The organism is Novosphingobium sp. TH158 (genome assembly GCF_002855555.1).
GTDB lineage: Bacteria > Pseudomonadota > Alphaproteobacteria > Sphingomonadales > Sphingomonadaceae > Novosphingobium.
This window is the reverse complement of sequence record NZ_PKRT01000001.1, coordinates 1,172,001-1,194,489: the sequence shown is the minus strand read 5'-3', so window position 1 is coordinate 1,194,489 and position 22,489 is coordinate 1,172,001. Positions and strand designations below refer to the sequence as shown.

At 66.5% G+C, this 22,489-nt stretch carries 22 protein-coding genes; 15 read left to right on the top strand and 7 right to left on the bottom strand.

The window, feature by feature from the left end:
* Nucleotides 1-36: 36 nt before the first annotated feature.
* The 4 genes from C0V78_RS05930 to mutM form a co-directional block, all read right to left on the bottom strand.
* On the bottom strand, nt 37-1,029 hold the full coding sequence (locus tag C0V78_RS05930; RefSeq protein WP_101796875.1) for a cell wall metabolism sensor histidine kinase WalK: 993 nt from the start codon (nt 1,027-1,029) through the stop codon (nt 37-39).
* A 68-nt stretch (nt 1,030-1,097) separates the two neighbouring features.
* Nucleotides 1,098-2,567, bottom strand: coding sequence for a chromosomal replication initiator protein DnaA (dnaA, locus tag C0V78_RS05925; protein WP_101796874.1), 1,470 nt, complete (start codon nt 2,565-2,567; stop codon nt 1,098-1,100).
* Between the two features lie 518 nt (nt 2,568-3,085).
* Nucleotides 3,086-3,346 (bottom strand): 30S ribosomal protein S20, encoded by a 261-nt coding sequence (rpsT, locus tag C0V78_RS05920; RefSeq protein WP_101796873.1) that lies wholly within the window; start codon nt 3,344-3,346, stop codon nt 3,086-3,088.
* Between the two features lie 136 nt (nt 3,347-3,482).
* On the bottom strand, nt 3,483-4,298 hold the full coding sequence (gene mutM / locus C0V78_RS05915) for a bifunctional DNA-formamidopyrimidine glycosylase/DNA-(apurinic or apyrimidinic site) lyase (RefSeq protein WP_101796872.1): 816 nt from the start codon (nt 4,296-4,298) through the stop codon (nt 3,483-3,485).
* 121 nt (nt 4,299-4,419) lie between these two features.
* Between mutM and C0V78_RS05910 the strand changes: the two genes are divergently transcribed.
* Genes C0V78_RS05910 through C0V78_RS05895 form a run of 4 tightly spaced genes read left to right on the top strand, consistent with a single transcriptional unit; the run spans nt 4,420 to nt 7,448 of the window.
* Nucleotides 4,420-5,151, top strand: a complete 732-nt coding sequence (locus tag C0V78_RS05910) for a class I SAM-dependent methyltransferase (RefSeq protein ID WP_101796871.1) — start codon at nt 4,420-4,422, stop codon at nt 5,149-5,151.
* A gap of 2 nt (nt 5,152-5,153) precedes the next feature.
* Nucleotides 5,154-6,701 (top strand): 2-polyprenylphenol 6-hydroxylase, encoded by a 1,548-nt coding sequence (gene ubiB, locus C0V78_RS05905; RefSeq protein ID WP_101796870.1) that lies wholly within the window; start codon nt 5,154-5,156, stop codon nt 6,699-6,701.
* A gap of 4 nt (nt 6,702-6,705) precedes the next feature.
* Complete coding sequence (locus tag C0V78_RS05900; RefSeq protein ID WP_101796869.1) at nt 6,706-6,984, top strand: hypothetical protein; 279 nt, start codon at nt 6,706-6,708, stop codon at nt 6,982-6,984.
* Complete coding sequence (locus tag C0V78_RS05895) at nt 6,981-7,448, top strand: YbaK/EbsC family protein (RefSeq protein WP_101796868.1); 468 nt, start codon at nt 6,981-6,983, stop codon at nt 7,446-7,448. The genes C0V78_RS05900 and C0V78_RS05895 overlap by 4 nt, the downstream gene beginning before the upstream one ends.
* Before the next feature lie 7 nt (nt 7,449-7,455).
* On the opposite strand, the gene C0V78_RS05890 is transcribed toward C0V78_RS05895, so the two are convergent.
* Nucleotides 7,456-9,054, bottom strand: coding sequence for an NAD(P)/FAD-dependent oxidoreductase (locus C0V78_RS05890; RefSeq protein ID WP_101798220.1), 1,599 nt, complete (start codon nt 9,052-9,054; stop codon nt 7,456-7,458).
* 188 nt (nt 9,055-9,242) lie between these two features.
* Here C0V78_RS05890 and C0V78_RS05885 point away from each other — a divergent pair, with 188 nt between their 5' ends.
* The 8 genes from C0V78_RS05885 (at nt 9,243) to C0V78_RS05850 (ending at nt 17,101) form a co-directional block, all read left to right on the top strand.
* On the top strand, nt 9,243-10,409 hold the full coding sequence (locus C0V78_RS05885) for a hypothetical protein (RefSeq protein WP_144039844.1): 1,167 nt from the start codon (nt 9,243-9,245) through the stop codon (nt 10,407-10,409).
* A complete protein-coding gene (locus C0V78_RS05880; protein WP_101796866.1) occupies nt 10,406-11,551 on the top strand; it encodes a hypothetical protein in 1,146 nt (381 codons plus the stop codon). The genes C0V78_RS05885 and C0V78_RS05880 overlap by 4 nt, the downstream gene beginning before the upstream one ends.
* The gene (locus C0V78_RS05875; protein WP_101796865.1) at nt 11,548-13,182 is read left to right on the top strand and encodes a phosphopantothenate--cysteine ligase family flavoprotein; all 1,635 of its coding nucleotides are present in this window, start codon (nt 11,548-11,550) and stop codon (nt 13,180-13,182) included. The genes C0V78_RS05880 and C0V78_RS05875 overlap by 4 nt, the downstream gene beginning before the upstream one ends.
* The gene (gene dut, locus C0V78_RS05870; RefSeq protein ID WP_101796864.1) at nt 13,175-13,639 is read left to right on the top strand and encodes a dUTP diphosphatase; all 465 of its coding nucleotides are present in this window, start codon (nt 13,175-13,177) and stop codon (nt 13,637-13,639) included. The genes C0V78_RS05875 and dut overlap by 8 nt, the downstream gene beginning before the upstream one ends.
* A gap of 118 nt (nt 13,640-13,757) precedes the next feature.
* Entirely contained in the window at nt 13,758-14,561 is an 804-nt protein-coding gene (locus C0V78_RS05865) for an SDR family oxidoreductase (protein ID WP_173843346.1), read from the top strand.
* 3 nt (nt 14,562-14,564) lie between these two features.
* On the top strand, nt 14,565-15,059 hold the full coding sequence (locus C0V78_RS05860; RefSeq protein WP_101796862.1) for a nuclear transport factor 2 family protein: 495 nt from the start codon (nt 14,565-14,567) through the stop codon (nt 15,057-15,059).
* Between the two features lie 6 nt (nt 15,060-15,065).
* Nucleotides 15,066-16,073 carry an LLM class flavin-dependent oxidoreductase gene (locus C0V78_RS05855; RefSeq protein WP_101796861.1) on the top strand — a complete coding sequence of 336 codons (1,008 nt, stop codon included), beginning with the start codon at nt 15,066-15,068 and terminating at the stop codon, nt 16,071-16,073.
* Complete coding sequence (locus tag C0V78_RS05850; RefSeq protein ID WP_101796860.1) at nt 16,070-17,101, top strand: zinc-binding dehydrogenase; 1,032 nt, start codon at nt 16,070-16,072, stop codon at nt 17,099-17,101. Before C0V78_RS05855 ends, C0V78_RS05850 begins: the two co-directional genes overlap by 4 nt.
* Here C0V78_RS05850 and C0V78_RS05845 read toward each other — a convergent pair.
* Nucleotides 17,098-18,423, bottom strand: a complete 1,326-nt coding sequence (locus tag C0V78_RS05845; RefSeq protein ID WP_101796859.1) for an SRPBCC family protein — start codon at nt 18,421-18,423, stop codon at nt 17,098-17,100. The genes C0V78_RS05850 and C0V78_RS05845 overlap by 4 nt on opposite strands.
* Before the next feature lie 4 nt (nt 18,424-18,427).
* Nucleotides 18,428-18,754 (bottom strand): hypothetical protein, encoded by a 327-nt coding sequence (locus C0V78_RS05840; protein WP_101796858.1) that lies wholly within the window; start codon nt 18,752-18,754, stop codon nt 18,428-18,430.
* Between the two features lie 130 nt (nt 18,755-18,884).
* Between C0V78_RS05840 and C0V78_RS05835 the strand changes: the two genes are divergently transcribed.
* Genes C0V78_RS05835 through C0V78_RS05825 form a run of 3 tightly spaced genes read left to right on the top strand, consistent with a single transcriptional unit; the run spans nt 18,885 to nt 22,488 of the window.
* The gene (locus C0V78_RS05835) at nt 18,885-19,754 is read left to right on the top strand and encodes a xanthine dehydrogenase family protein subunit M (protein WP_216822162.1); all 870 of its coding nucleotides are present in this window, start codon (nt 18,885-18,887) and stop codon (nt 19,752-19,754) included.
* Nucleotides 19,751-20,239, top strand: coding sequence for a (2Fe-2S)-binding protein (locus C0V78_RS05830; protein WP_101796857.1), 489 nt, complete (start codon nt 19,751-19,753; stop codon nt 20,237-20,239). The genes C0V78_RS05835 and C0V78_RS05830 overlap by 4 nt, the downstream gene beginning before the upstream one ends.
* Nucleotides 20,236-22,488 (top strand): xanthine dehydrogenase family protein molybdopterin-binding subunit, encoded by a 2,253-nt coding sequence (locus C0V78_RS05825; protein ID WP_101796856.1) that lies wholly within the window; start codon nt 20,236-20,238, stop codon nt 22,486-22,488. Before C0V78_RS05830 ends, C0V78_RS05825 begins: the two co-directional genes overlap by 4 nt.
* The last annotated feature ends 1 nt before the right edge of the window (nt 22,489 follow it).

The following is a 22,489-nucleotide window of genomic DNA, read 5'->3' as shown; positions in this document are numbered from 1 at the left end:
GACAGCCACAAGACTGGCGGATTTGAGCCGATTTTTTCACTCGTCCCGAAGTAGCAGCGGCAGAATCACCGTTGCCGTGGTGCCCTGGCCCGAACGGCTGGAGATGTCGAACCAGCCGCGATGGCGCTCGGCAATGTGCTTGACGATGGCCAGCCCCAGGCCCGTTCCACCCGCCGCGCGGCTGCGCCCGGTATCGACGCGATAGAACCGCTCGGTCAGGCGGGGCAGGTGCTCGGGCGCAATGCCTTCGCCTTCGTCGCGGATCGAAATGGCCACCCGTCCGGCCGTGCTGGTTTCAACGTCGATGTGCACCGGATTGCCCGGCTTGCCGTATTTGATCGCATTGTCGACCAGGTTGCGCAGCACCTGGGCAAGCTGGCCCCGGTCTCCCGCCACCATGGCGCTGTCGCAATTGGTGCTCAGCCGCACCTCGGCACGGTTCTGGACCTCTCCGGCTGCCTCACGCGCCAAGGCCACGATGTCCACCGGCTCGGTCGGCGTATCGTGCTTGACTGCCTCGATGCGCGAAAGCGACATCAGGTCTTCGACCAGCGCCTGCATGCGCTGCGCCTCGTGCCGGATGATGCCCAGGAAGCGCTTGCGGGTATCGGGATCGCCGCCGGCCTTGTCGTCCTCCAGCGTCTCGACATAGCCGAGCACGGCCGCCAGCGGCGTGCGCAGCTCGTGGCTGGCATTGGCGACAAAATCGGCGTGGGCGCGGGCAACGCCGACCCGCACCGAGAGGTCTTCCAGCACGATCATCTTGCGATCATTGCCAAGCGAGTGGCAGGCGAGATCCCATTGGCTGCCCGGAACCGAGAGGCCCGAAATGCGGACTGTGCCGCCCTCGGGCGCAGTGATCGCGGCTATCGCCTCGGGTATGCGGATGGCGATCCGCACGTCCTGCCCGACGACATGGCTGCCCAGGATCGAGCGCGCGGCAGCATTGGCAAAGCGGACCATGCCGTTTTCGACCAGCAGTACCGGCTGGGTAACGTGTTCGAGCATGGGTGCGTCAGCAAAAGGCATGGTCCGAGCATAACGCGCTTCCCGGCGATTGCCAGCGCCGGGAATTCAGGGCGTCATCGGCCTGGGGATCAGCTTTCCAGCTGGCGAAGCAGGCTGCGCACATCACCGTCCATGTCGGCATCGCGGGTGCGCAGGTCTTCGATCAGGCGCACCGCGTGGATCACGGTGGAATGATCGCGTCCGCCGAACTTGCGGCCAATCTCCGGATAGCTGCGGGGCGTCAGCACCTTGGCGAGGTACATGGCCACCTGGCGCGGGCGCACCACGGCGCGGGCGCGGCGCTTGCTGGCCATTTCCGTGCGATCGACGCGGTAGAACTGGCAGACCGTGCGCTGGATCTCGTCAATCGTGATGCGGCGGCGGTTGGCCGAAAGGATATCGGTCAGCTGTTCTTCGGCCAGCTGGAGCGACACGGCCTGGCCGGTCAGCTGGGCATAGGCGATCAGCTTGTTGAGGCCGCCGACCAGCTCGCGCACGTTGCGGTTGATGGTGCGGGCAAGGAACTCGATAACGTCCGAGGGCACCTCGGTGGGCGAGGAGAAGCGGGCGAGGCGATGTTCGAGGATCGCGCGGCGCAGCTCGATGTCGGCCGGCTGGATATCGGCGACAAGGCCCATCGACAGCCGGCTGAGCAGGCGCTGTTCGACGCCGTCGAGCGCCTGCGGGGCGCGGTCGGCGGCAAAGACCAGCCGCTTGCCTTCAGCCAGCAGCGCGTCGATCGTGTAGAGCAGCTCTTCCTGCGCCGAGGCCTTGCCGATGATGAACTGGATGTCATCGACCATCAGCAGGTCGAAGCCGCGCAGGCGGGCCTTGAACTCGATCATCTGGCCCTGGCGCAGTGCCTGGACGAATTCGACCATGAAGCGCTCTGCCGAGCAGTAGAAGATGCGCGCGCGGCTGTGGTTGGCCAGGAAGGCGTGGCCGATGGCATGCAGCAGGTGCGTCTTGCCCTGGCCGGTGGCGGCCTTGAGGTAGAGCGGCGAGAACTGCGGCGTTTCCACCGCGGCCATGCGCTGCGCGGCATTGCAGGCCAGCACGTTCGACGCGCCGGTGACGAAGCTGGCGAAAGTCAGCGAAGGATCGAGACCCATGGTGCCAAGGCCCAGCGCATCGTTGGCGATGCCGCCGAAGTCACCGCTCGCCATGGAGAGCTGGCCGGGCTGCGGGGCCGAAACGGCGGGCGCGCCATCGTTGGCCGGGCGGCGCGAATCGCCAAGGCGCAGGTCGGGCATGCCGCGACGGCCGGGGTGCACGGCAACGCGCACGTGGCGTACGTCGGGGCGGGCGATCTTCCATGCGAGCGAAAGCCGGTCGGCAAAACGGTCCGACACCCAGTTCGCGGAAAACTCGGTCGGCAGGAACAGGTCCAGCGTGCCGGTTTCCTTGCAGAAGGTGCCCACCTGGATCGGCTTGATCCACTGGCTGTGCAGCTGATGCCCAAGGTCCTTGCGCAGGCCCTGGCTGATGTCCGCCCAGTCGGCGGCAAGATCGAGCGCTTCCTGATCTTCGATGCGCGAACCGTTTGCCTTGCTCTTCACCGCCTGGTCTCCGTTGCTACATTACCGGACCGGCGCGTGAACCGCGCACGTTGCCCCACCTTTAGAACCTGCACAGGTGCCCGCTCCATCCCCAGATGCTGACCGGACAGCCCCCCAGAACTGTTCCGGACGCACAGCGGCATCCGCCAAACCCCCGCCTGGCGCAGTTATGCCGCGATCCCTACTGTTGAACCTTGGCAGGGAGAGAATCTCCCCCCTCGGCTGAGAGGGATTAAAGAGCGGGAAGGGCCCGAGGGCAAGCGTCCGAACCTTAAAAAAACTGAAATAATCCGCTTGACTCCACGGGGTGCTCGGAAACCCGTGAGGTAATCGTATAAGTCGTTGAATTTGCGTGCAATCAACGGTTCGTCGCAGCCGAATCGCGGGATTTCAACGACTTTGGCGGCGGACCTCAGAAAGGCGTCAGCACACACGAAAAAAGCCGGAGGATCGCCCCCCGGCCTTGTTCGTTTTTCGTACCATGCGCGACTGGCTGACGCACAGTCTGCCGTGGCGAATCAGAGGCCGGCGACGGCCTTGCTGAGACGCGACAGCTTGCGGCTGGCAGTGTTCTTGTGAAGCACGCCGCGGGCAACGCCGCGAGCCAGTTCCGGCTGTGCCGCCTTGAGCGCTTCGGCTGCGGCCGTCTTGTCGCCACCGGCGATCGCCGATTCGACCTTCTTCACGAAGGTGCGGATGCGACCGATGCGGGCACCGTTGATTTCGGCGCGGCGTTCATTGCGGCGGATGCGCTTCTTGGCTTGCGGCGTATTGGCCATAACGTCCTGACTCTATCCTCTGTCGGGCCACCAGCGTGGCCGGAAATCCGTTGGAAATCTGCGAAAAGGCGAACCGGAGTACGCCGGGAAAGCGCGGCCCTTAGCCATCGGTCCCCGAATCGTCAAGCCTTCGTCCTCACTTCTGGCAGGTCCCGCACCAGAAAGTGCTGCGTCCGCCCTGGACCATGCGGCGCACCGGCTTGCCGCAGTGGTGGCAATCCTCGCCCTCGCGGCCATAGACTCGCCAGCTTGCGGCGAAATAGCCAAGCTCGCCGTTGGGCTGGGCATAGTCGCGGATGGTGGAGCCGCCGGCTTCGATCGATTCGCTAAGCACGGCCTTGATCTCGGGCACCAGGCGTTCCAGCCCTTTGCGGCTGATCGAGCCCGCCGCCCGGTCGGGCCGGATGCCGGCGCGCAGCAGGGCTTCGCAGACGTAGATGTTGCCGAGCCCGGCGACGATCCGCTGATCCAGCAGCAATGGCTTTACCGGCGCCGCACGGCCCTTGAAGGCGGCGGCAAGGTGGGCCGGGGTCAGCTCGTCGCCAAGCGGCTCCGGGCCAAGCGCGGCGAAGGCCGGCCATTGTTCGAGCCCGTCGGTATCGACCAGGTCCACCGATCCGAAGCGCCGCGCATCGTTGAGCGCGAGGACATGGCCGGCGCCGGTTTCCAGCACCAGGTGATCGTGCTTGTCCGCCGCATCCGGTTCGATCCGCCAGCGACCGCTCATGCCGAGGTGGAACACCATGGTCTGCCCGCGGTCGGTATGGACGAGTCCGTATTTCGCCCGCCGTCCCAGTGCGGTGACCCGTGCGCCGGTGAGCACCTGGACCAGATCGGGCGGGAAGGGGCGGCGCAGATCGGGCCGGTTGACCGCGACGCGGGCTATCCGTTCGCCCTCGAGGTAGCGGGCAAGGCCGCGCACGGTGGTTTCTACTTCGGGAAGTTCCGGCATCGGGCTCTCTTCGCGGATGGGGCGGCATCTGGCCGGGCCGGTGCCGGATTCCACCCGAAGGCGGATAAAGACTCTCCTAACAAGCTTTGCGGCCCGCCGAAACTCCCCTAAGGGCGGGCGCATGAGCGAACAGGTATCCTTCGGTTACGAAGAGGTCTCCCCCGAGGAAAAGACCACCCGCGTCGGCGAGGTGTTTTCCTCGGTGGCCAAGAAATACGACGTGATGAACGATGCCATGTCGGGCGGGATGCACCGGCTGTGGAAGGATCAGTTCGTCCGCCGGGTAAAGCCGCAGCCGGGCGAGCAGATCCTCGACATGGCGGGCGGCACGGGCGACATCGCCTTCCGGCTGGCCGCACGCGGCGCGACCGTTACGGTATCCGACATCAACCAGGACATGCTCGACGTGGGCATCGAGCGCGCCATGGATCGCGGGCTGGATGGCCTTGTCTGGTCGCGCCAGAATGCCGAAGAGCTGAGCTTTCCCGATCGTTTCTTCGATGCCTATACCATCGCCTTCGGCATCCGGAACGTGACCCACATCGACAAGGCGCTGGCCGAGGCGCACCGCGTGCTGAAGCATGGCGGGCGGTTCTTCTGCCTGGAGTTCTCGACCACCGAATGGCCGGGCTTCCGCGAAGTCTATGACCTTTACTCGCACAAGCTGGTGCCGTGGATCGGCGAGAAGATCGCCGGCGATGCCGACAGCTATCGCTACCTCATCGAATCGATCCGCCGCTTCCCGCCGATGCGCGAATTCGAAGCCATGATCCGCCAGGCCGGCTTTGCCCGTACGCGGGTGGAACCGATCCTGGGCGGCCTGGTGGCGATCCATTCGGGGTGGAAGATCTAGGCGTGACGACACCTGCCACGCATATCCTGCGCCTGCTGCGCTGGGGCCGGGTGCTGGCCCGCCATGGGGCGCTGCGCGGGATCGAGAACGACCGCAATGCACCGGCTCCGGTCAAGCGGCTGGTGCGGCTGGCACGGCTGGGCACTTTCCAGCCCAGGGTTCCGGACTATGCCGGGGCGTTCCAGGACATCGGGCCTGCCGCGATCAAGCTGGGGCAAAGCCTTGCCACCCGGCCCGACATCGTCGGCGAAGATGCGGCGCGCAACCTGCTGACATTGCAGGACAGCCTGCCGCCCGTGCCTTTCGCAGCGATAGAGGCAGAGATCGAGGCGGGCTTCCGCAAGCCGGTTTCCGAACTGTTCCTTTCGATCGATACCGATCCCGTGGGAGCGGCGTCGGTCGCGCAGGTGCACCGTGCCATCACGACCGACGGCCGCCACGTTGCGGTCAAGGTCCTGCGCCCGGGCATTCGCGAGAAGTTCGCCCGCGATATCGAGACCTATGAATGGGCCGCCGCCCACCTTGAGGCGCTGGGCGGCGAGGCGGCGCGCCTGCGACCGCGCGCGGTGATCGACAATTTCAAGCGCTGGACCGCCCGCGAACTTGACCTGCGACGCGAGGCGGCTTCGGCCTCCGAACTGGCCGAGGCGATGAAAGGCCACGATGGCTATCGCGTGCCGGCGATCGACTGGGATCGCACCTGCGGCAACGTGATGACCATCGAGTGGATCGACGGCACCAAGCTTTCCGATCTCGATGCGCTGAAGGCCGCGGGGCATGACCTGCCCAAGCTGGCGCACCGGCTGGTCATCGCCTTCCTGACGCAGGCGATCAGCGCCGGGTTTTTCCATGCCGACATGCACCAGGGCAACCTGTTCGTTGAGCGGGACGGCACCATCGTTGCCATCGATTTCGGCATCATGGGCCGGATCGACCGGCGCGCCCGGCTGTGGCTGGCGGAAATTCTCTATGGCCTGACAACGGGCAATTACCGCCGCGTCGCCGAAATCCATTTCGAGGCGCAGTACGTGCCTTCGCACCATTCGGTGGACGAGTTCGCCTCTGCCCTGCGCGCCGTGGGCGAGCCGATGCGCGGCAAGCCGGTGAGCGAGCTTTCGGTCGGCCAGATGCTCGATGGCCTGTTCGCCATTACCCGCGATTTCGACATGCAGACCCAGCCGCACCTGCTGCTGCTGCAGAAAACCATGGTCATGGTCGAAGGGCTGGCGACGACGCTGCACCCGGAAATCAACATGTGGGACACGTCCGGCCCCTATGTGAAGGGCTGGATCCGCGACGAGCTGGGCCCCGAAGCGGCTTTGGCCGATCGCTTGCGCAGCGATGCCGAAACGCTGCTGCGCCTGCCGGAACTGCTGCGCCGCATCGAAGAACGCTTCCCGGCCAAGGGCGGCGCCCCCCTGCAGCGCCCGCTGCCGGAAGTGGCGCTGATGTGGGAGCGCAAGAGCGAGCGGCGCTGGCCGGGCTATCTGCTGGCGCTGCTGGCCGGCGGCGCGGCGGTCTGGGGCGCTACGGCGCTGGGCTGGCTGTAACGCCATGGACCTTGAAGCGCTGCTGCTGCACTTCTTCGGCACCGACGATCCCGGCAAGCTGACGGTTGCCGACTTCGCGCAGGGCGTTGAGCGGCTGAAGATCGGCTTCGGTGTCGAACGCGAACCCGGCCGCCGCTTTGCGCTGTGGACCTTGCTGGAGGGGCTTGGCGAGGCTCCGCTGCCGGCGGAGGCCTTTGCCGAGGAACCGGCGCTGAAGGCAGCGGCAGAGGATTACCTGAAGGCCGCCTTCCGGCTTGAGCGCTTCGGCGAGCCCGAGGCATGAGCGAGGAATCGGTCCGCCTGTGGCTGGCGGCCCATGCACCGGACCTTCGCCTGATCGATCAGGGCGTGAGCACCGCTACGGTGGCCGAGGCTGCCGATGCGTTGGGCGTGGAGCCGGGACGCATTGCCAAGACGCTGGCCTTTCGCGTGGGAGACCAGCCGATGCTGCTGGTGGCGCGCGGGGATGCGCGGCTAGATAACGCGAAGTGCAAGGCTGCGCTGGGCGGGCGGCCAAGGATGCTTGATGCCGAGGCGACGCTGGAGCTGACGGGCCATGCTGTCGGCGGGGTATGTCCCTTCGGCCTTGCCAACCCCGTGCCGGTGCTCTGCGACCGGTCGCTGCTGGCCTATGCCACGGTGTTTCCCGCCGCCGGATCGCGCACCAGTTCCATCGAGCTTGAGCCCGAGCGGCTGGCCGGTCTGGTCGGCGGGCAATGGGTGGATATCTGCCGCCTGCCGGAATAGGCCGCGGTCAGGACCGCAGCAGCTTGCGGATAAGCGGCCGGTCGGCAAGGATGGCCTGCGCCGCATTATGGCCCGGCGCACCAGTCACGCCGCCGCCCGGATGGGTGCCCGATCCGCACATGTACAGGCCCCGGATCGGCGCGCGATAATCGCCGTGGCCCAGTACCGGCCGCGCTGCCCAGAGCTGGTCCAGCCCCATGGTGCCGTGGAAGATATCGCCTCCGACCAGCCCGAACTTGCGCTCAAGGTCGAGTGGTGAATGGATCTGGCGGGCAATGACGCTGCGCGCGAAATTGGGCGCATGTTCGGTGACGGTGGCGATGATCAGGTCGGCCACCTGCTCGCGGTGGGCGTCCCAGTCCGCCGCCGGATCGAACTGCTGGCAGAACAGGCTGGCGACATGGCAACCCGGCGGCGCAAGGCTGTCGTCCAGCGTGCTGGGAATGGTGATCTCGACAATCGGCTTGCTTGACCAGCCGTGCTGCTGCGCATCGATGAAGGCGCGGTCCATGTAATCCATGCCGGGGGCGATGATGATCCCGGCGGTATGGTGCTCTGCCTGCGCCTTGCCGGGCAGGACGGTGAAGTCAGGCAATTCGGACAAGGCCACGTTCATGCGGAAGGTGCCCGAACCGGTCTTGTAGGTCTTCATCCGTGCCCGGAAATCGGCGTCGAGATCGGCCTCGTCCACCATCTGGCGGAAAAGCAGAGCCGGGCCGACATTGGCAGCGACGATGGGGGCGACGATTTCCTCGCCGCTTTCCAGTTGCACCCCGCGCGCCTTGCCGCCCGATACCAGCACCCGCGCGACCGGAGCTTCAAGGCTGATCTCCACGCCCTGCGCTTCGCAGGCCCTTGCCATGGCCTGCGTGATCGCACCCATGCCGCCCACGGCATGGCCCCATGCGCCCGGCTTGCCGTTCACTTCGCCGAACACATGATGCAGCAGGACATAGGCCGAACCAGGCGTGGAAACGCCGGCGTAGTTGCCCACCACGGCATCGAAAGCGAAGGCCGTCTTGACCACGTCATGCTCGAACCAGCCATCCAGGAAGTCGCGCGCGCTCTTGGTGAACATGGCCAGCAAGTCGCGCTGGGTGGCGATGTCCATCTGCGCCATCGGCCAGCCCTGGCGTGCCGCCGCCACAATTGCGGAAAGCCCGCCGCCGACGTTGGGCGGGGCTTGCAAGGACAGGCCGCGCAGCACGTTCGCCACCTTTTCCAGCGCTGCGTCGTAACGTGGGTAGGCTTCGGCATCGCGGGGGGAAAAGCGGGCAAATTCGGTCTCGGTCCGTCCCGGCGCGCCGCCGAGCTTCAGGTAATCGTTCTCGAACGGAAAGAAGTTCGATACCTGCCGTTCGACCACGCGATAGCCGTGATCGTGCAGTTTCATGTCGGCAATCACCTTCGGCCGCAGCAGGCTGACGGTGTAGCTGGCGGTGGAATTGCGGAAGCCGGGGTGGAACTCCTCGGTCACCGCCGCGCCGCCCACCACGTGGCGCCGTTCCAGCACGCGCACACGCATCCCTGCCCGGGCGAGGTAGAAGGCGCAGGTCAGGCCGTTGTGCCCGCCGCCGATGATGATTGCGTCGTAATGCCGTGTCACGCTGCCTGTCTGTTCGGTTTGGCCCCCGCCGGTCAAGCCTCTGCCGGGAACGGCGCACGGCGCAGGATGCGGAAAGGAAATCGAAACCATCGCACCCTAGGGATTTTCCCCTGATCGGCGGACTGGCGGCTTTGCGACTTGCCGAAGCCTGTGCCAGCATCGCGCCGAAAACGGGGCGAAAGGGGCGCATGGTCGTGGAGGAAGTGCAGGCGAGGCAGGCCGCTGCGGCCTTCGATCGCTACGCGCACTGGCGCAAAGGTCCGGCACGGCTGGCCTTGGCGGTGCTGCTGCTGCTTGCCGCACTGGCGGCATGGGCGCCGGGGATGCCGCGCGAACTGGCCGACGCGCCGGACCTGGCCAGCACGGCCCCGCCAACTGCCGCAGCGACGCCAGAACAGGCGACCGCTGCCGATGGCGAAAAGGACAATGACCTGCGGCTCTACCGCCTGATCGCCGATCGGGTGGCAAAGGGAGAAGATTACTACGCCGCCGCCACCCGGTTGCAGCGCGAGAACGGCTATCCCGTGGCTCCGGGACTTACCGTGCGCCTGCCGACTCTGGCTTATCTCACCGCATGGCTGGGGCAGGGCGGACTGGTTGCGCTGAACTATGCACTTGTGCTCGCGGTGCTGTTCTTCACTTTCCGGCGGTTTGCCGAGGAACCGGGCGGCGAGCCGGTGAAGCTTGTCGGCACGGCCCTGTTGCTGGTCGGGCTGGCGACAGGCCTTTCGGCGCAATTCCTTGTGCTGCACGAAATCTGGGCGGCCGAACTGATGGTGCTTTCCTTTGCCCTGCACCGGCCTGACAGGGGCAAGTGGATCGCTGCCTGGTTTGCTGCTGCTGCGGCCCTGGCGGTGCGCGAACTGGCGCTGCCCTTCGGGCTGCTGATGGCGGCAATGGCCCTGTGGCGCGGCAACCGGCGCGAGGGGCTGGCCTGGCTTGCGCTCGTGGCGATCTTCGCCGCCGCGCTGGCAATGCACCTGTCCTTCGCGCAGGCGCAGATCCGAGCGGGCGATCCGGTGTCGCCCTCGTGGCTTGCGCTCGAAGGGATCGGCGGCTGGCTTTACAAGGTCGAACATTCAAGCGTTCTCAACCTGCTGCCCCAGGTGATTGCCGGGCCGCTGGCGGTGCTGGCGGTGTTCGGCTGGACGGGTTGGAAGGGCCATGCCGGCACTTTCGCCGCGCTGTTGTCCATCGGCTATGCCGTTGCCTTCATGATCGCCGGGCGGCAGAACAATTTCTACTGGGGGGTGATTGCCGTGCCGTTCCTGTTCATGGGGCTAGCCTGGATGCCGTTCGCGCTGCGCAGCCTGATCGCTGCGGCAATGCGCTCCGGGGTGGGAACCGCGACATGAACGCGCCCGAATGGAATCGTTTTGCCCACTGGCCGCGCTGGCCGGCGCGGCTTGCGCTGGCCCTGCTGCTTGCCATGCTGGCGCTTGCGGCGCTGACGCCGATGCGCTCGGGCGAGGGGGTGCACACTTCGGTGCTCGACGGCAAGACGATCGCGGCCGGCGAGAAAACCCGCGACGATGACCTTGCGCTCTATGACCGGGTGATCGAGCGCCTGCGCCGGGGCGAGAACTATTACGAGGCGGTCGCCATCGAACATCGCGCCAGCCGCTATCCGCTGCAACCGGGCTTTGCCGTGCGCCTGCCGACGCTCGCATGGATCGAGGCGCAGCTGCCACCGCCGGCCAAGGTCAACGAAGGTGGCAAGGTTGAGGCGCTGATCGCCTTGTTGCTCGTTGCTGCCGTGCTGATCGTCTGGTGGCGCCGACTGGGCGAGGATCCCGGTGCGGAGCACCTGCGGATCTGGGCCATGGTCCTGCTGTTCCTTGGCGTGCAGATCGGCACAACGGGCTATTTCTTCGTGCTGCACGAATTGTGGGCGGGATCGCTTATTGCCCTCTCGATGGGGCTCTACCGCCCGGAAAAGGACAAGTGGATCGGCGCATGGATCGCTGCGGCGGCCGCGCTTGCCATACGCGAGCACGCGCTGCCCTTCGTCCTGCTGCTGGGCGCCTTCGCGCTGTGGCACCGCCGCTGGCGCGAGCTGGCCGCATGGGCGCTGCTTGTCGCCCTGTTCCTTGCCGGGATGGCCTGGCACCTGCATGTCGTGGCAGGGCTGGTCCGGCCCGATGATGCGATGGGGCCTTCCTGGATGACGCTGCGCGGGCTTTCCGGCTGGATGTCGATGGTCGTGCTGTCCAGCAACCTGCGGCTGCTTCCCGCCGTGATCGCCGGTCCGCTGATGGTGCTGATGGTTTTCGGCTGGACCGGCTGGCGCACGCGGATCGGCACTTTCGCGACGCTGCTGTTCCTTGGCTATGGCCTGGCCTTCATGATCGCGGGGCGGGCCGACAACTGGTACTGGGGCATGACGATCCAGGCGACGATGTGGGTGGGGCTGGCCTTCGTGCCGATGGCGCTGGCCGGTCTGGTGCGTGCGGCCTTCCCCTCGGCTTCGTCTGCGGCTAGTGCCGGAACGGCATGAGCGGACCCCGGATTCTCCTCGTCGTCGGCGGCGGCATCGCGGCTTACAAGTCGTGCGAGCTGGTGCGCCTGATCCGCAAGCATGGCGGATCGGTCACCTGCGTGCTGACCGAGGGCGGATCGCAGTTCGTCACGGCCATGAGCCTTGCCGCACTTTCGGAAAATCCGGTGCACACCACCCTGTGGGACCTGCGCAACGAAGCAGAGATGGGCCACATCCGCCTCAGCCGCGAGGCGGACCTGGTGGTTGTCTGCCCGGCAACGGCCGACCTGCTGGCCCGCATGGCGGCCGGCATTGCCGATGATCTGGCCACGACCCTGCTGCTCGCCACCGACAAGCCGGTCGTCGCCGTTCCCGCGATGAACGTGCGGATGTGGCTGCACCCGGCCACCCAGCGCAACGTGCGGACCCTGACCGAGGCGGGATGCCTTGTCGTCGAGCCGGCCGAAGGCGACATGGCCTGCGGCGAATATGGCCCCGGCCGCCTGCCCGAACCCGAAGCCATCTGGGCCCGCATCGCCAGCCTGTTCGAAGGGCCCGATGCCCTGCCCATCCAAGGCGGCAGCGCCCCGGCAGCCGGCTCTATCCTTGAGGCGGTGGAGCCCGACGAAGAGGATGAAGGCGGCGCCGACATCGGCCTTGGCGGGCTGGCTTCCAAGCTGATCCAGCGCATCACCAAGGGCCGCGCCCGCTCCATCGAGGACGAATTCGTGCCCGACATGGGCGATCCGGTCGAACTGCCGATTCCGGCAACCGGCGATACGCCCGTTGTGGCAGCTGGCGGACCCCTGGCGAAAAAGGGCAAGGCCCGCGCGGCCCCGCCGACCGATCCGCAGGCCATCAACCACATGGTCAACGCCAACCAGTCCGCGCCCGAGCCGATCCCCGGCGACGATCACGGCGTGCGGGTGGATGATCCGCTGGCCTTCGACCCGTTGGCCGGCCAGCCCGATTTCGATTCGCGCGAATCTGCTGAAGGGCCATTGAGCGGCAAGCATATCCTCATCACCGCCGGGCCGACGCATGAGCCGATCGATCCGGTGCGCTACATCGCCAATCGCAGCTCCGGCAAGCAGGGCTATGCCATTGCCGCCGCTGCCGCCCGGCTGGGTGCGCGGGTCACGCTGGTTTCGGGGCCGGTCACCCTGCCGACGCCGCGCGGTGTCGATCGCATCGATGTGGAAACGGCGCAGCAGATGGCGGCGGCGGTCAAGGATTCGCTGCCGGCGGACTGCGCCATCATGGTCGCCGCCGTGGCCGATTGGCGCACCAAGGACGTGGCCCAGGGCAAGATCAAGAAGCGCGGTTCCGCCCCGCCGGTGCTGATGCTCACCGAAAACCCGGACATCCTCGCCTCGGTGGCCGCCGGCGGCAGGAAGCCCCGGCTGCTGGTCGGCTTTGCGGCCGAGACCGATAACGTGTTGCAGCACGCCACCGAAAAGCGCGCGCGCAAGGGGGCGGACTGGATCATCGCCAATGACGTATCCGGCGATGTCATGGGCGGCTCGGCCAACCAGATTGCCATCATCTCCAAGGACGGGGTCGAACACTTGCCCGAAATGCCCAAGGATCAGGTCGCAAATGCGATCATGGAACGCATCGCCATCGCGCTGGAGGCAACCGATGCCTGATGCGGTTCCGGTGCTCGTAAAGCGGCTCGAACACGGGCAGGGGCTCGATCTGCCGGCCTATGCCACGGCGGGCGCCGCCGGCATGGATGTGGTTTCGGCAGAGGACGTAACGCTGGCCCCCGGCGCGCGCCATGCGGTTGCCACCGGCCTCGCACTCGCCATCCCGCCGGGCTACGAGGTGCAGGTCCGCCCGCGCTCGGGCCTTGCGCTCAAGCACGGCATTACCGTGCCGAACACGCCGGGAACCATCGATTCCGACTATCGCGGCGAGCTGAAGATCATCCTGATCAATCACGGCAGCGAACCCTTCGCCATCCGTCGCGGCGATCGCGTGGCGCAGCTTGTGCTCGCCCCGGTGGTCCAGGCAGGCTGGGTCGAGGTTGAGCATCTGGACGAAACGGCGCGTGGCGAGGGCGGCTTCGGATCGACCGGGGGCGTCGTCGCACTGGGTGCCTGAGGCGCAGGCGCAAGCCTGACAGTCCACCACATCCGTGAAATCGCCGGAGCGCGCGGCCTGCCCCTGTGCAAGCGCCGCCTTGCCGTGCCATGCTGCTGCGAAACGGGAGACGATGACAATGAGCGGCCTTGCCGAACGCTATGGCCCCTGGGCGCTGATTGCCGGGGCATCCGAAGGAACCGGCGCGGAGTTCGCGCGGCAGCTTGCCGAAGAGGGGCTTAACCTGATCCTTGTCGCCCGCCGCGAAGGGCCGCTGGATGCCCTGGCGGCGGAACTTGCCGGCAGTGGCGTGAAGGTCGTTACCGCCACCGTGGACCTGGCGGGCAAGGATGCGGTTGCGCGCCTTGCCGAGGTTGCCGCGCCCTTCGAAGTGGGGCTGCTGGTGTTCAACGCCGGGGCCGATCCCAACGGCGTGGGCTTCCTTGACGGCGATCTTGCCGCATGGACCGAACTGGCCACGCGCAATTGCCTGACCGTGATGGCCGCCTGTCATCACTTCGGCCGCCTGATGCGGGCGCGGGGCAGGGGCGGGCTGCTCGTCTGCGGCTCGGGTGTCTGCTATGGAGGCATTCCCGGCATCGGCGTCTATGGTGCGACCAAGGCTTTCGACCTCAACCTGATGGAAAGCCTGTGGGCCGAGCTGAAGCCCAATGGCATCGACGTGCTCTATCTGGTGATGGGGCGGACCGATACGCCCGCCCACCGCAAGCTGACGCTTGAACAGGGGAGGGATTGGGAGCCTGAAACCATGGCCAGTGCCGCCGATGTCGCGCGGCTGGGGCTGGAGCGCCTGCCGCACGGCCCGATCCAGAACTGGGGCCTTGCCGATGACGAGGCCGGCTGGGCAACCATTTCCGCCGCAGACCGCCGCCGCCGGATCGAGGCGATCGCCGGGGCATCCAGCTATGCCAAGAAGGGATGATCCATGGCTGACGCGCTGACCGAAGTGGCCGACAAGCTGGCCATCGCCGACCAGATCTACCGCTATTGCCGCGCCATGGACCGTATCGACCATGAACTGGGCTATTCGATCTGGCACCCGGATGGCACAGCCGATTACGAACACAACTTCCAGGGCACGGGCCGCGCTTTCGTCGATCACGTCTGCAGGCAGCACAGCCACTTGCTGCAACATTCGCACCAGATGTCCAACATCGTCATCGAACTCGATGGCGACCGCGCCGGCAGCGAAAGCTATGTCACCGCAACCTTGCGCATGGAACGCGAAGGCCGGTTGATGCAGATGACCGTGCTGAGCCGCTATGTCGATCGCTGGTCGAAGCGGGACGGGCGCTGGGCGCTCGATCACCGCCGCGCCGTGATGGAGATGGACGAGATCCGCGAGGTTACGCCGATGAAGGCGCATACCGGCTGGTCGCGTGACCGCTCCGACCCCTCCTATGAAGTCCTGAAAGGTTGAATTTCCATGGCCCGTGACGTTGCAATCACGCTTTCCTTCGACATGCGTTCACCCGAATGGGGCGCGCCAACGGCAGACCTTTACCGCACGGCGATCGACATGGCCGCCTTCGGCGATGGCATCGGTGTGGACCGTATCGGCCTGATGGAGCATCACGGATCGGATGACGGCTATCTGCCGCAGCCCTTTGTCCTGGCTTCTGCCATGGCTGCGGTGACGGAGCGGGCGCGCTTCATGCTGGGGGCGGTTATCCTGCCGCTGCACGATCCGGTGATGATCGCCGAAAAGATTGCACTGGTGGACCTCATTTCGAAGGGCCGCCTCAACGTAATCTTCGGCGCAGGCTATGTTCCGTTCGAATTCGCGATGTTCGGCAAGAGCCTGAAGGATCGCGGCAAGCTGCTTGATTCGCATATCGAACTGATCCTGCGCGCCCTGAATGGTGAGCGGTTCGAGATGAACGACAAGCCGGTCTTCGTCCGCCCGCTGCCGGTGCAGCGCCCGGAAGAAATCGTGCTGGTGGGCGGCGGCGTGCCTGCCTCTGCCCGCCGCGCCGCCCGGTTCGGCGTCGGCTTCGGCCCGATGAAGGCAGAGCTGATCCCGCTTTATGAGGAAGAATGCGCGAAGCTGGGGCGCAAGCCCGGCTTCTACAGCCGCCCCAAGGCCGGCATGCCGCTTGCCATCCACCTCTGCGAGGATCCCGAAGCGGGCTGGAAGGCCATCGAGCGCCATGCCGTTCACGTCATCACCGAATATGCCAAGTGGGCCGAGCAGGAAGGCGATGCCTCCAGTTCGCCGTTCAAGGGGCTGGATAACCCGGCGGTGCTCAAGCAGGCGGGCCTGTTCGCCTGCTGGACGCCGGAGCAGCTGATCGCGCAGGCAGCGCAGATGGAGGACAAGACCTCGCTGGGCCTGCAGCCCCTGCTGGGTGGTCTCGACCCGGAAGAAGGCTGGAAATCGCTGCGCCTGCTCGAACAGGCCATGCCCGATCTGCGCGCGGCCTTCGCCCGGTGAAAGCCGCTTACATCCGCAACGGCCAGGTGCTGACCGGCGAACTGCCCGATCCCGTTCCGGGCAAGGGGCAGGCGCTGGTTCGCACCCATTCGTGCGGAATGTGCGCGAGCGAGCAGCATTTCCTCCATGCCGGGCGCAACATCATCGACCTGTCGCGCCGGCTGGGCGGGCCTTATGCCGCGCTGGAGTGGGACCGTCCCTTTGTTCCCGGCCACGAATTCGTCGGTGAGGTGCTGGACTACGGTCCGGGCTCGGCCCGCAAGGTGCCGGTTGGCAGCAAGGTCACCTCGGTACCGATCATGCGGCAGGGCGGGGCCCATGCGGTCGTGGGCTTCAGCCACGTCTGCCCCGGCGGCTACGGCGAGCTGATGCTGCTGGACGAAGATATCATGTTCGCCCTGCCGGACAGTTTCGACGATGATCACGGCGCGATGATCGAGCCGCTGGCCGTCGGCCTTGAACATGCGCGGCGCGGGCGTCCGGAAAAGGGCGATGTTGCCCTCGTGCTCGGCTGCGGGGCGATCGGGCTGGGGGTTGTCGCCGGTCTTCGCCTGATGGGCATCGCGCCCATCGTCGCGGCCGATTTCCACCCCGCCCGGCGCGAGGAAGCGCTGCGCATGGGCGCGCACGTGGCGGTCGATCCCCGGGAAGCGTCGCCTCATGCGCCTTTGCCCGACGTGGGCCGGGTGCCCAACCTGATCTACGAATGCGTCGGCAGGCCCGGCCTGCTGCAAAGCCTGATCGAGGCGGCGCCGTTCGACGGCCGGATCGTCATGGGCGGCTATTGCATGGAAGAGGAAAGCCTCTTCGTCTTCGCCGCGCAGAACAAGCGCCTCAACGTCCAGTTCGCGGGCGGCGAGGAACCGCAGGATATGGACCTTGCCATGCGCGCGATTGGCGATGGCCGGATCGACATCACGCCGTGGATCGGCGCGCGGATCGGCCGCAGCGGTGTGGCCGCGGCCATGGCCGCAATGAGCGGACCCGATGCGCCGGTACGCGTGGTCGTCGATCCGCGGCTGGATTAGCCCACCATCTCCGGTCCGCCGGTTCCCAAGTAGCTCGCCAGGGTTCGGTGGAAGTTGACCACGGCTTCTTCCTCGGTCGGGTGCGGGCGGGCCGCGCCGAAGGCCATCGATTTCATCCCCTGCTGCACCGCGCCCATGTTGGAGAAGTCCTGCAACAGCACGACCGGCCAGTGGTCCAGCGTCTGTTCGGGCTTGTATAGGTTCTCCGGCTTCGGTTCCTGGCCTTCGGGGAATTTCTCGAGCGTATAGACCTCGAAAATGCAGCTGTCGGGATCATAGCCATTGGGCCGGGCGCGATAGCACAGGGCAAAGGTCGGCCCGTAGATCAGCACGGTGTTGGGAAACACGTGGACATCGCTGCCGGCTTCGGCCGCGTGCTTCGGGTCAAGCGGAGGCCAGGTGACGCCGCGCTTGGCATCTTCCTCGATCACGCGGCGCATGAAGTGCATGTGCACTTCGTGGGTAGGCGTGCCCTCGGGCAGTTCGTCGACCAGCTTGTTGGCGACATCGACCATGGTCTGCGTCGTCGTCGCCCAGACTTCCTCCCACACCTGGTTGAGGCTGGTGGCGAGGCCCACGCGCATGTCGGCAGCGCCCGCGGCACCTGCCGTTCCGCCGCCGACGCCCTCGCGTTGCAGGGCGCCGAAATTGCCGTGGATGCCCAGCGAACGGCTCCAGGTCGGCTTGTCGGAATATACGGCAAGCTGCGGGTGCGTGCCGATCACGTGGTAGCCTTCGTTGAAGGCTTCGACAGCAACCTTCCAGTTGCAGGGGAAGTGCAGCCACTGCCGCCAGCGATAGCGCATGTTCTGCATTTCGAAGGGATCGAGCAGCGGCACGACTTCGCCCAGGTATTCGTGCAGGGGAACGGCGTCCGGGTCCATGGTGATGAACACCCAGCCGCCCCAGGTGTCCGCCTTGACGGTCTTGAGGCGGATATCTTCGGCGTTCAGGCTGTCACCATAGCCGCTCTTGCGCGTGACGCCGAGGTTGCGCCCGTCGAGCGCCCAGCTCCAGCCATGAAACCCGCACTTGAAGCCGCGCGCGTGGCCGCAGCCTTCGGTGAGCTTGCGCCCCCGGTGCGGGCAGACGTTGTGGAACGCCCGGATCGAGCCATCGTCCTGCCGGGTGACGATGATCGAATCGTCGAGGATGTCATAGGTGATATAATCGCCCGGCTTCTCGATCTCTTCCTCGCGGCAGGCCACCTGCCAGACCTTGCGCCACAAGGCATCGCGTTCGGCCCGGGCATATTCGGGGGAAAGATAGGCCTCGGTGGGGATCGACCAGGCCTGGGCCTGCACTTCGGTTTCGGCGTTCATCGGCTTATCCTTCCATTTCGCGATCGGCATAGATCCAGAGCTTGGACTGCGACCGGTCCATGAACTCGCTGCGGGTGATGCGCCCGTCGGCCGATCGCGCCGCCATTTCGGCCATCACCGCGCCGGGATCGTCGGCCTCGATCTCGTAAAGCACCAGGCTTTGCGGGCCATCGCCGCCCATGGCTACGCCGGTGGGTTCCAGCCGCCTGCCGCCAGTGATGCCGGGTATCGCGCAGATCTCGTGAAAATGCACCGCATCGTACCAGTCGCGGTATTCGGCCTCCTTGCCCGGCACGGCTGCCGACTGGACGACCATCACATACTTGCCCATCAGTCCCTCCACTTGCGCCCAGCCTATGCTGCCAGTGCGCGGCTCGTCCAGCCATGACTTGCCCGCAGCGGCACCGGAAATTGCCGACAGCCGTCTTGCGGCGGGAAAGGGCGCCCGGCACAATAGGGGCATGACCATGACCTATCACCAGCCCCGCAGCCGCGAAGAGGCTGTCGCGCTGCTTGCCGCCGATCCCTCTGCCCGCGTGCTGGCAGGCGGAACTGACCTGATCGTGCAGATGCGCAGCGGCCGGGCGGCCCCCGGCGCCATCGTCGATATCAAGCGCATTTCGGCCATGCAGGCGGTGCAGGGCGGGGACCAGGGCTTCACCATCGGCGCGGCGATGCCTTGCACCGGGCTCAAGCTTTCGGCGGATCTGTGCGCTGCCTGGCCCGGCGTTGTCGAGGCGGCGAACCTCATCGGCTCGGTCCAGGTGCGCAACCGCGCGACGATGGCGGGCAACCTGTGCAACGCCTCGCCCGCCGCCGATGCCGTTCCCGCGTTGATCGCCGCCGGGGCGAGCGCGCTGGTCGTCGGGCCGCAGGGCGAGCGGCTGGTACCGGTCGAGTCCATTCCGGCAGGACCGGGAAAGACCAACCTGCAACCGGGCGAATTCATCGCCGAACTGCGCCTGCCGCCGCGGCCTGCGGGCGGCGGGGATGCCTACCTGCGTGCAACCCCGCGCACGGAAATGGACATTGCCATCGTCGGCGCGGGAGTTGCCCTGGTGATCGACGCCAGCGGCACCTGCACAGCGGCGCGGGTGGCGCTGGGTGCCGTTGCGCCGACCGCGATCCTCGTGCCCGAAGCAGGTGCGGCCTTGCTGGGCACGAAGGTGGACGATGCCGCAATGGAAGCCATGGCCGCCGCCGTGCGCGCCGTTTGTCGGCCTATCGACGACAAGCGCGGCACTGCCGCCTACCGCACTCACATGGCCGGCGTCCTCGCGCGCCGGGCCGCCAGCATTGCCCTCGCGCGGGCGAAGGGAGAACAGGCATGAGCAAGATCGCAGTCAGCACGAGGGTTAACGGCGACAGCGCCGAATTCCTCTGCGATGCCGGCGAAAGCCTGCTCGATGCCCTGCGCTGGAAGCTTGACCTGACCGGCTCGAAGGAAGGCTGCGGATCGGGCGATTGCGGGGCCTGCACCGTGGTCATGGACGGACAGATGGTCTGTTCCTGCCTGGTCCTTGCAGTCGAGGCAGAGGGGCGTTCGATCACCACGATCGAAGGCGTTGCCGAAGGTGGCCGGCTGCATCCGGTGCAGGAAAAGTTCCTGGAACTGGGCGCGCTCCAGTGCGGTTTCTGCACGCCGGGCTTCATCGTCGCGGCCAAGGAGCTGCTGGATCGCAATCCCGACCCGAGCGAGAGCGAGATCCGCTATTGGTTGGCCGGCAACCTGTGCCGCTGCACCGGCTATGACAAGATCGTGCGCGCTGTGCAGGCCGCGGCCGCGCAGATGCGCCAGGAAGGAGCCGCCGCATGAACGCGCCGGAAAATCCCAAGGCTTTCCGCCTCGTCGGCACGCGACCTGTCCGCCCTGACGGGGTGGACAAGGTTACCGGCAAGGCCATCTACGGCCCCGATTTCGCTGCCGCCGGAATGTTGCACGGGGCCATGGTCCGCAGCCCTCATCCGCATGCGCGCATCGTCTCGATCGACGCCAGCAAGGCGCTTGCCCTGCCGGGCGTGAAGGCCGTCGTCACCGCGGCAGACTTCCCGGCGCAAAGCTCGGTCGAGGTGCAGGGCGGTGAAACCTCCGGCGATCTGAAGAACATGTCGCTGGGCTGCATGGCGCAGGACAAGGTGCTTTACGCCGGCCACGCCGTCTGCGCCGTCGCCGCGACAAGCCCGTCCATCGCTGAACAGGCAGCGCGGCTGGTTCAGGTGAACTATGAAGTTCTGCCGCATGTGATCGGCATCGAAGAGGCACTCGCGCCCGATGCTCCGATCCTGCACGAAGGCATGATTACCAAGGGCTTGGAGCCGGCACCTGAAGCCCCTTCGAATGCGGCGGCCTGTTTCACCCTTGCCCGTGGAGACGCGAAGGCGGCCATGGAGCGGGCGGCGGTTGTCGCATCGGGCCGCTATTACACGCCGCCGGTGCACCAGGGGTATCTCGAGCCGCATGCCTGCGTTGCTTCATGGGGCGCGGATGGTCAGGCGCAAATCTGGTGTTCCAGCCAGGGCCATTACGAGGTCCGCAATTTCACCGCTGGCATCCTCAAGATGCCGATTGCCGACCTGCGCGTCTTCCCGCTGGAGATCGGCGGAGGCTTCGGCGGCAAGACCACGATCTACCTCGAACCGGTTGCCATGCTGCTGTCGAAGAAGGCCGGACGACCGGTGCGCATGGCAATGAACCGGCAGGAAGTATTCAACGCTTCCGGTCCGGCGCCGGGGTCGCTGATGGAAGTAAGGCTGGGTGCCGATGCCGAAGGCCGCTTCGTGGCGCTCGAGCTTGAGTTCTGGAGCCATGCCGGCGCGTTTCCCGGTTCGGCCACCCATTCCAGCGCGATGACCGCCCTGGGAGCCTACAATATCGCCGATGCCTGGGTGCGCGGCTGGGATGTCTGCTCCAACATGCCGAGCACGCACGCCTATCGTGCTCCCGGCGCGCCGCCCATCGCCTTTGCGCTCGAAGGTGCGGTGGACGATGTCGCCCGCCAGCTGGGCATGGATGCGATAGACATCCGCCTGAAGAACGCCTGCCGCGAGGGCGATCCGGGGCCGATGCGGATCCCGCACGGGCGCATCGGCTATGTCGAATGCCTTGAAGCGGCAAAGGCCCACCCGCACTGGTCCGCACCGCTGGGCCCCAACCAGGGGCGCGGCATCGCCGGTGCCTTCTGGGGCAATTACGGCGGCCCTTCGACCGCTGCCGTGGCGCTTGCTTCGGATGGCTCGGTCATGGTCACCACCGGCAGCCCGGACATCGGCGGCAGCCGCGCCTCGATGGCGATCATGGCCGCGGAAACGCTTGGCGTTGCCTATGATAGCGTGCGCGTGGCCATCGCCGATACCGGATCGCTGGGCTATTCGATGCTCACCGGCGGCAGCCGCGTCACCTTCGCCACGGGCAAGGCGGTGGTGGAGGCCACCCGCAAGGTCATCGCTACCCTGGTAGAGCGCGCGGCGAGCCTGATGGGCACCGAGCCGGACAAGGTGGAATGGCGCGATGGCGCGGCGCATGGCCCCGATGGGCAGAGCCTGTCCATCGCGGCGATTGCCGCCCGATCCGGCCAGTTCTCCGGCCCGGTTTCGGCAGAAGCGACGGTCAACGCGCTCGATTACCTTCCCGGCTTTGCGCTGCATATCTGCGATGTGGAAGTCGATCCGGAAAGCGGGCAGGTGGGCGTGGTCCGCTATACCGCGATCCAGGATGTCGGCACGGCGATCCATCCCGACTATGTCGAGGGCCAGCTTCAGGGCGGGGCGGTGCAAGGCATCGGCTGGGCCCTGAACGAGGCCTATGTCTTCGGACCTGACGGTCGCATGGCGAACGATGGCTTCCTCGATTACCGGATGCCGGTCTGTTCGGACCTGCCGATGATCGATACGGTGCTGGTCGAGGTGCCCAACCCGGCGCATCCCTATGGCGTGAAGGGCGTGGGGGAGAGCCCCATCGTGCCGCCGCTCGGCGCCGTAGCCAATGCCCTGCGCGATGCCACCGGGGTTCGCTTTACCGAGCTGCCGCTGACGCCGGACCGGGTCCACGCCCGACTGCACGGGTAAG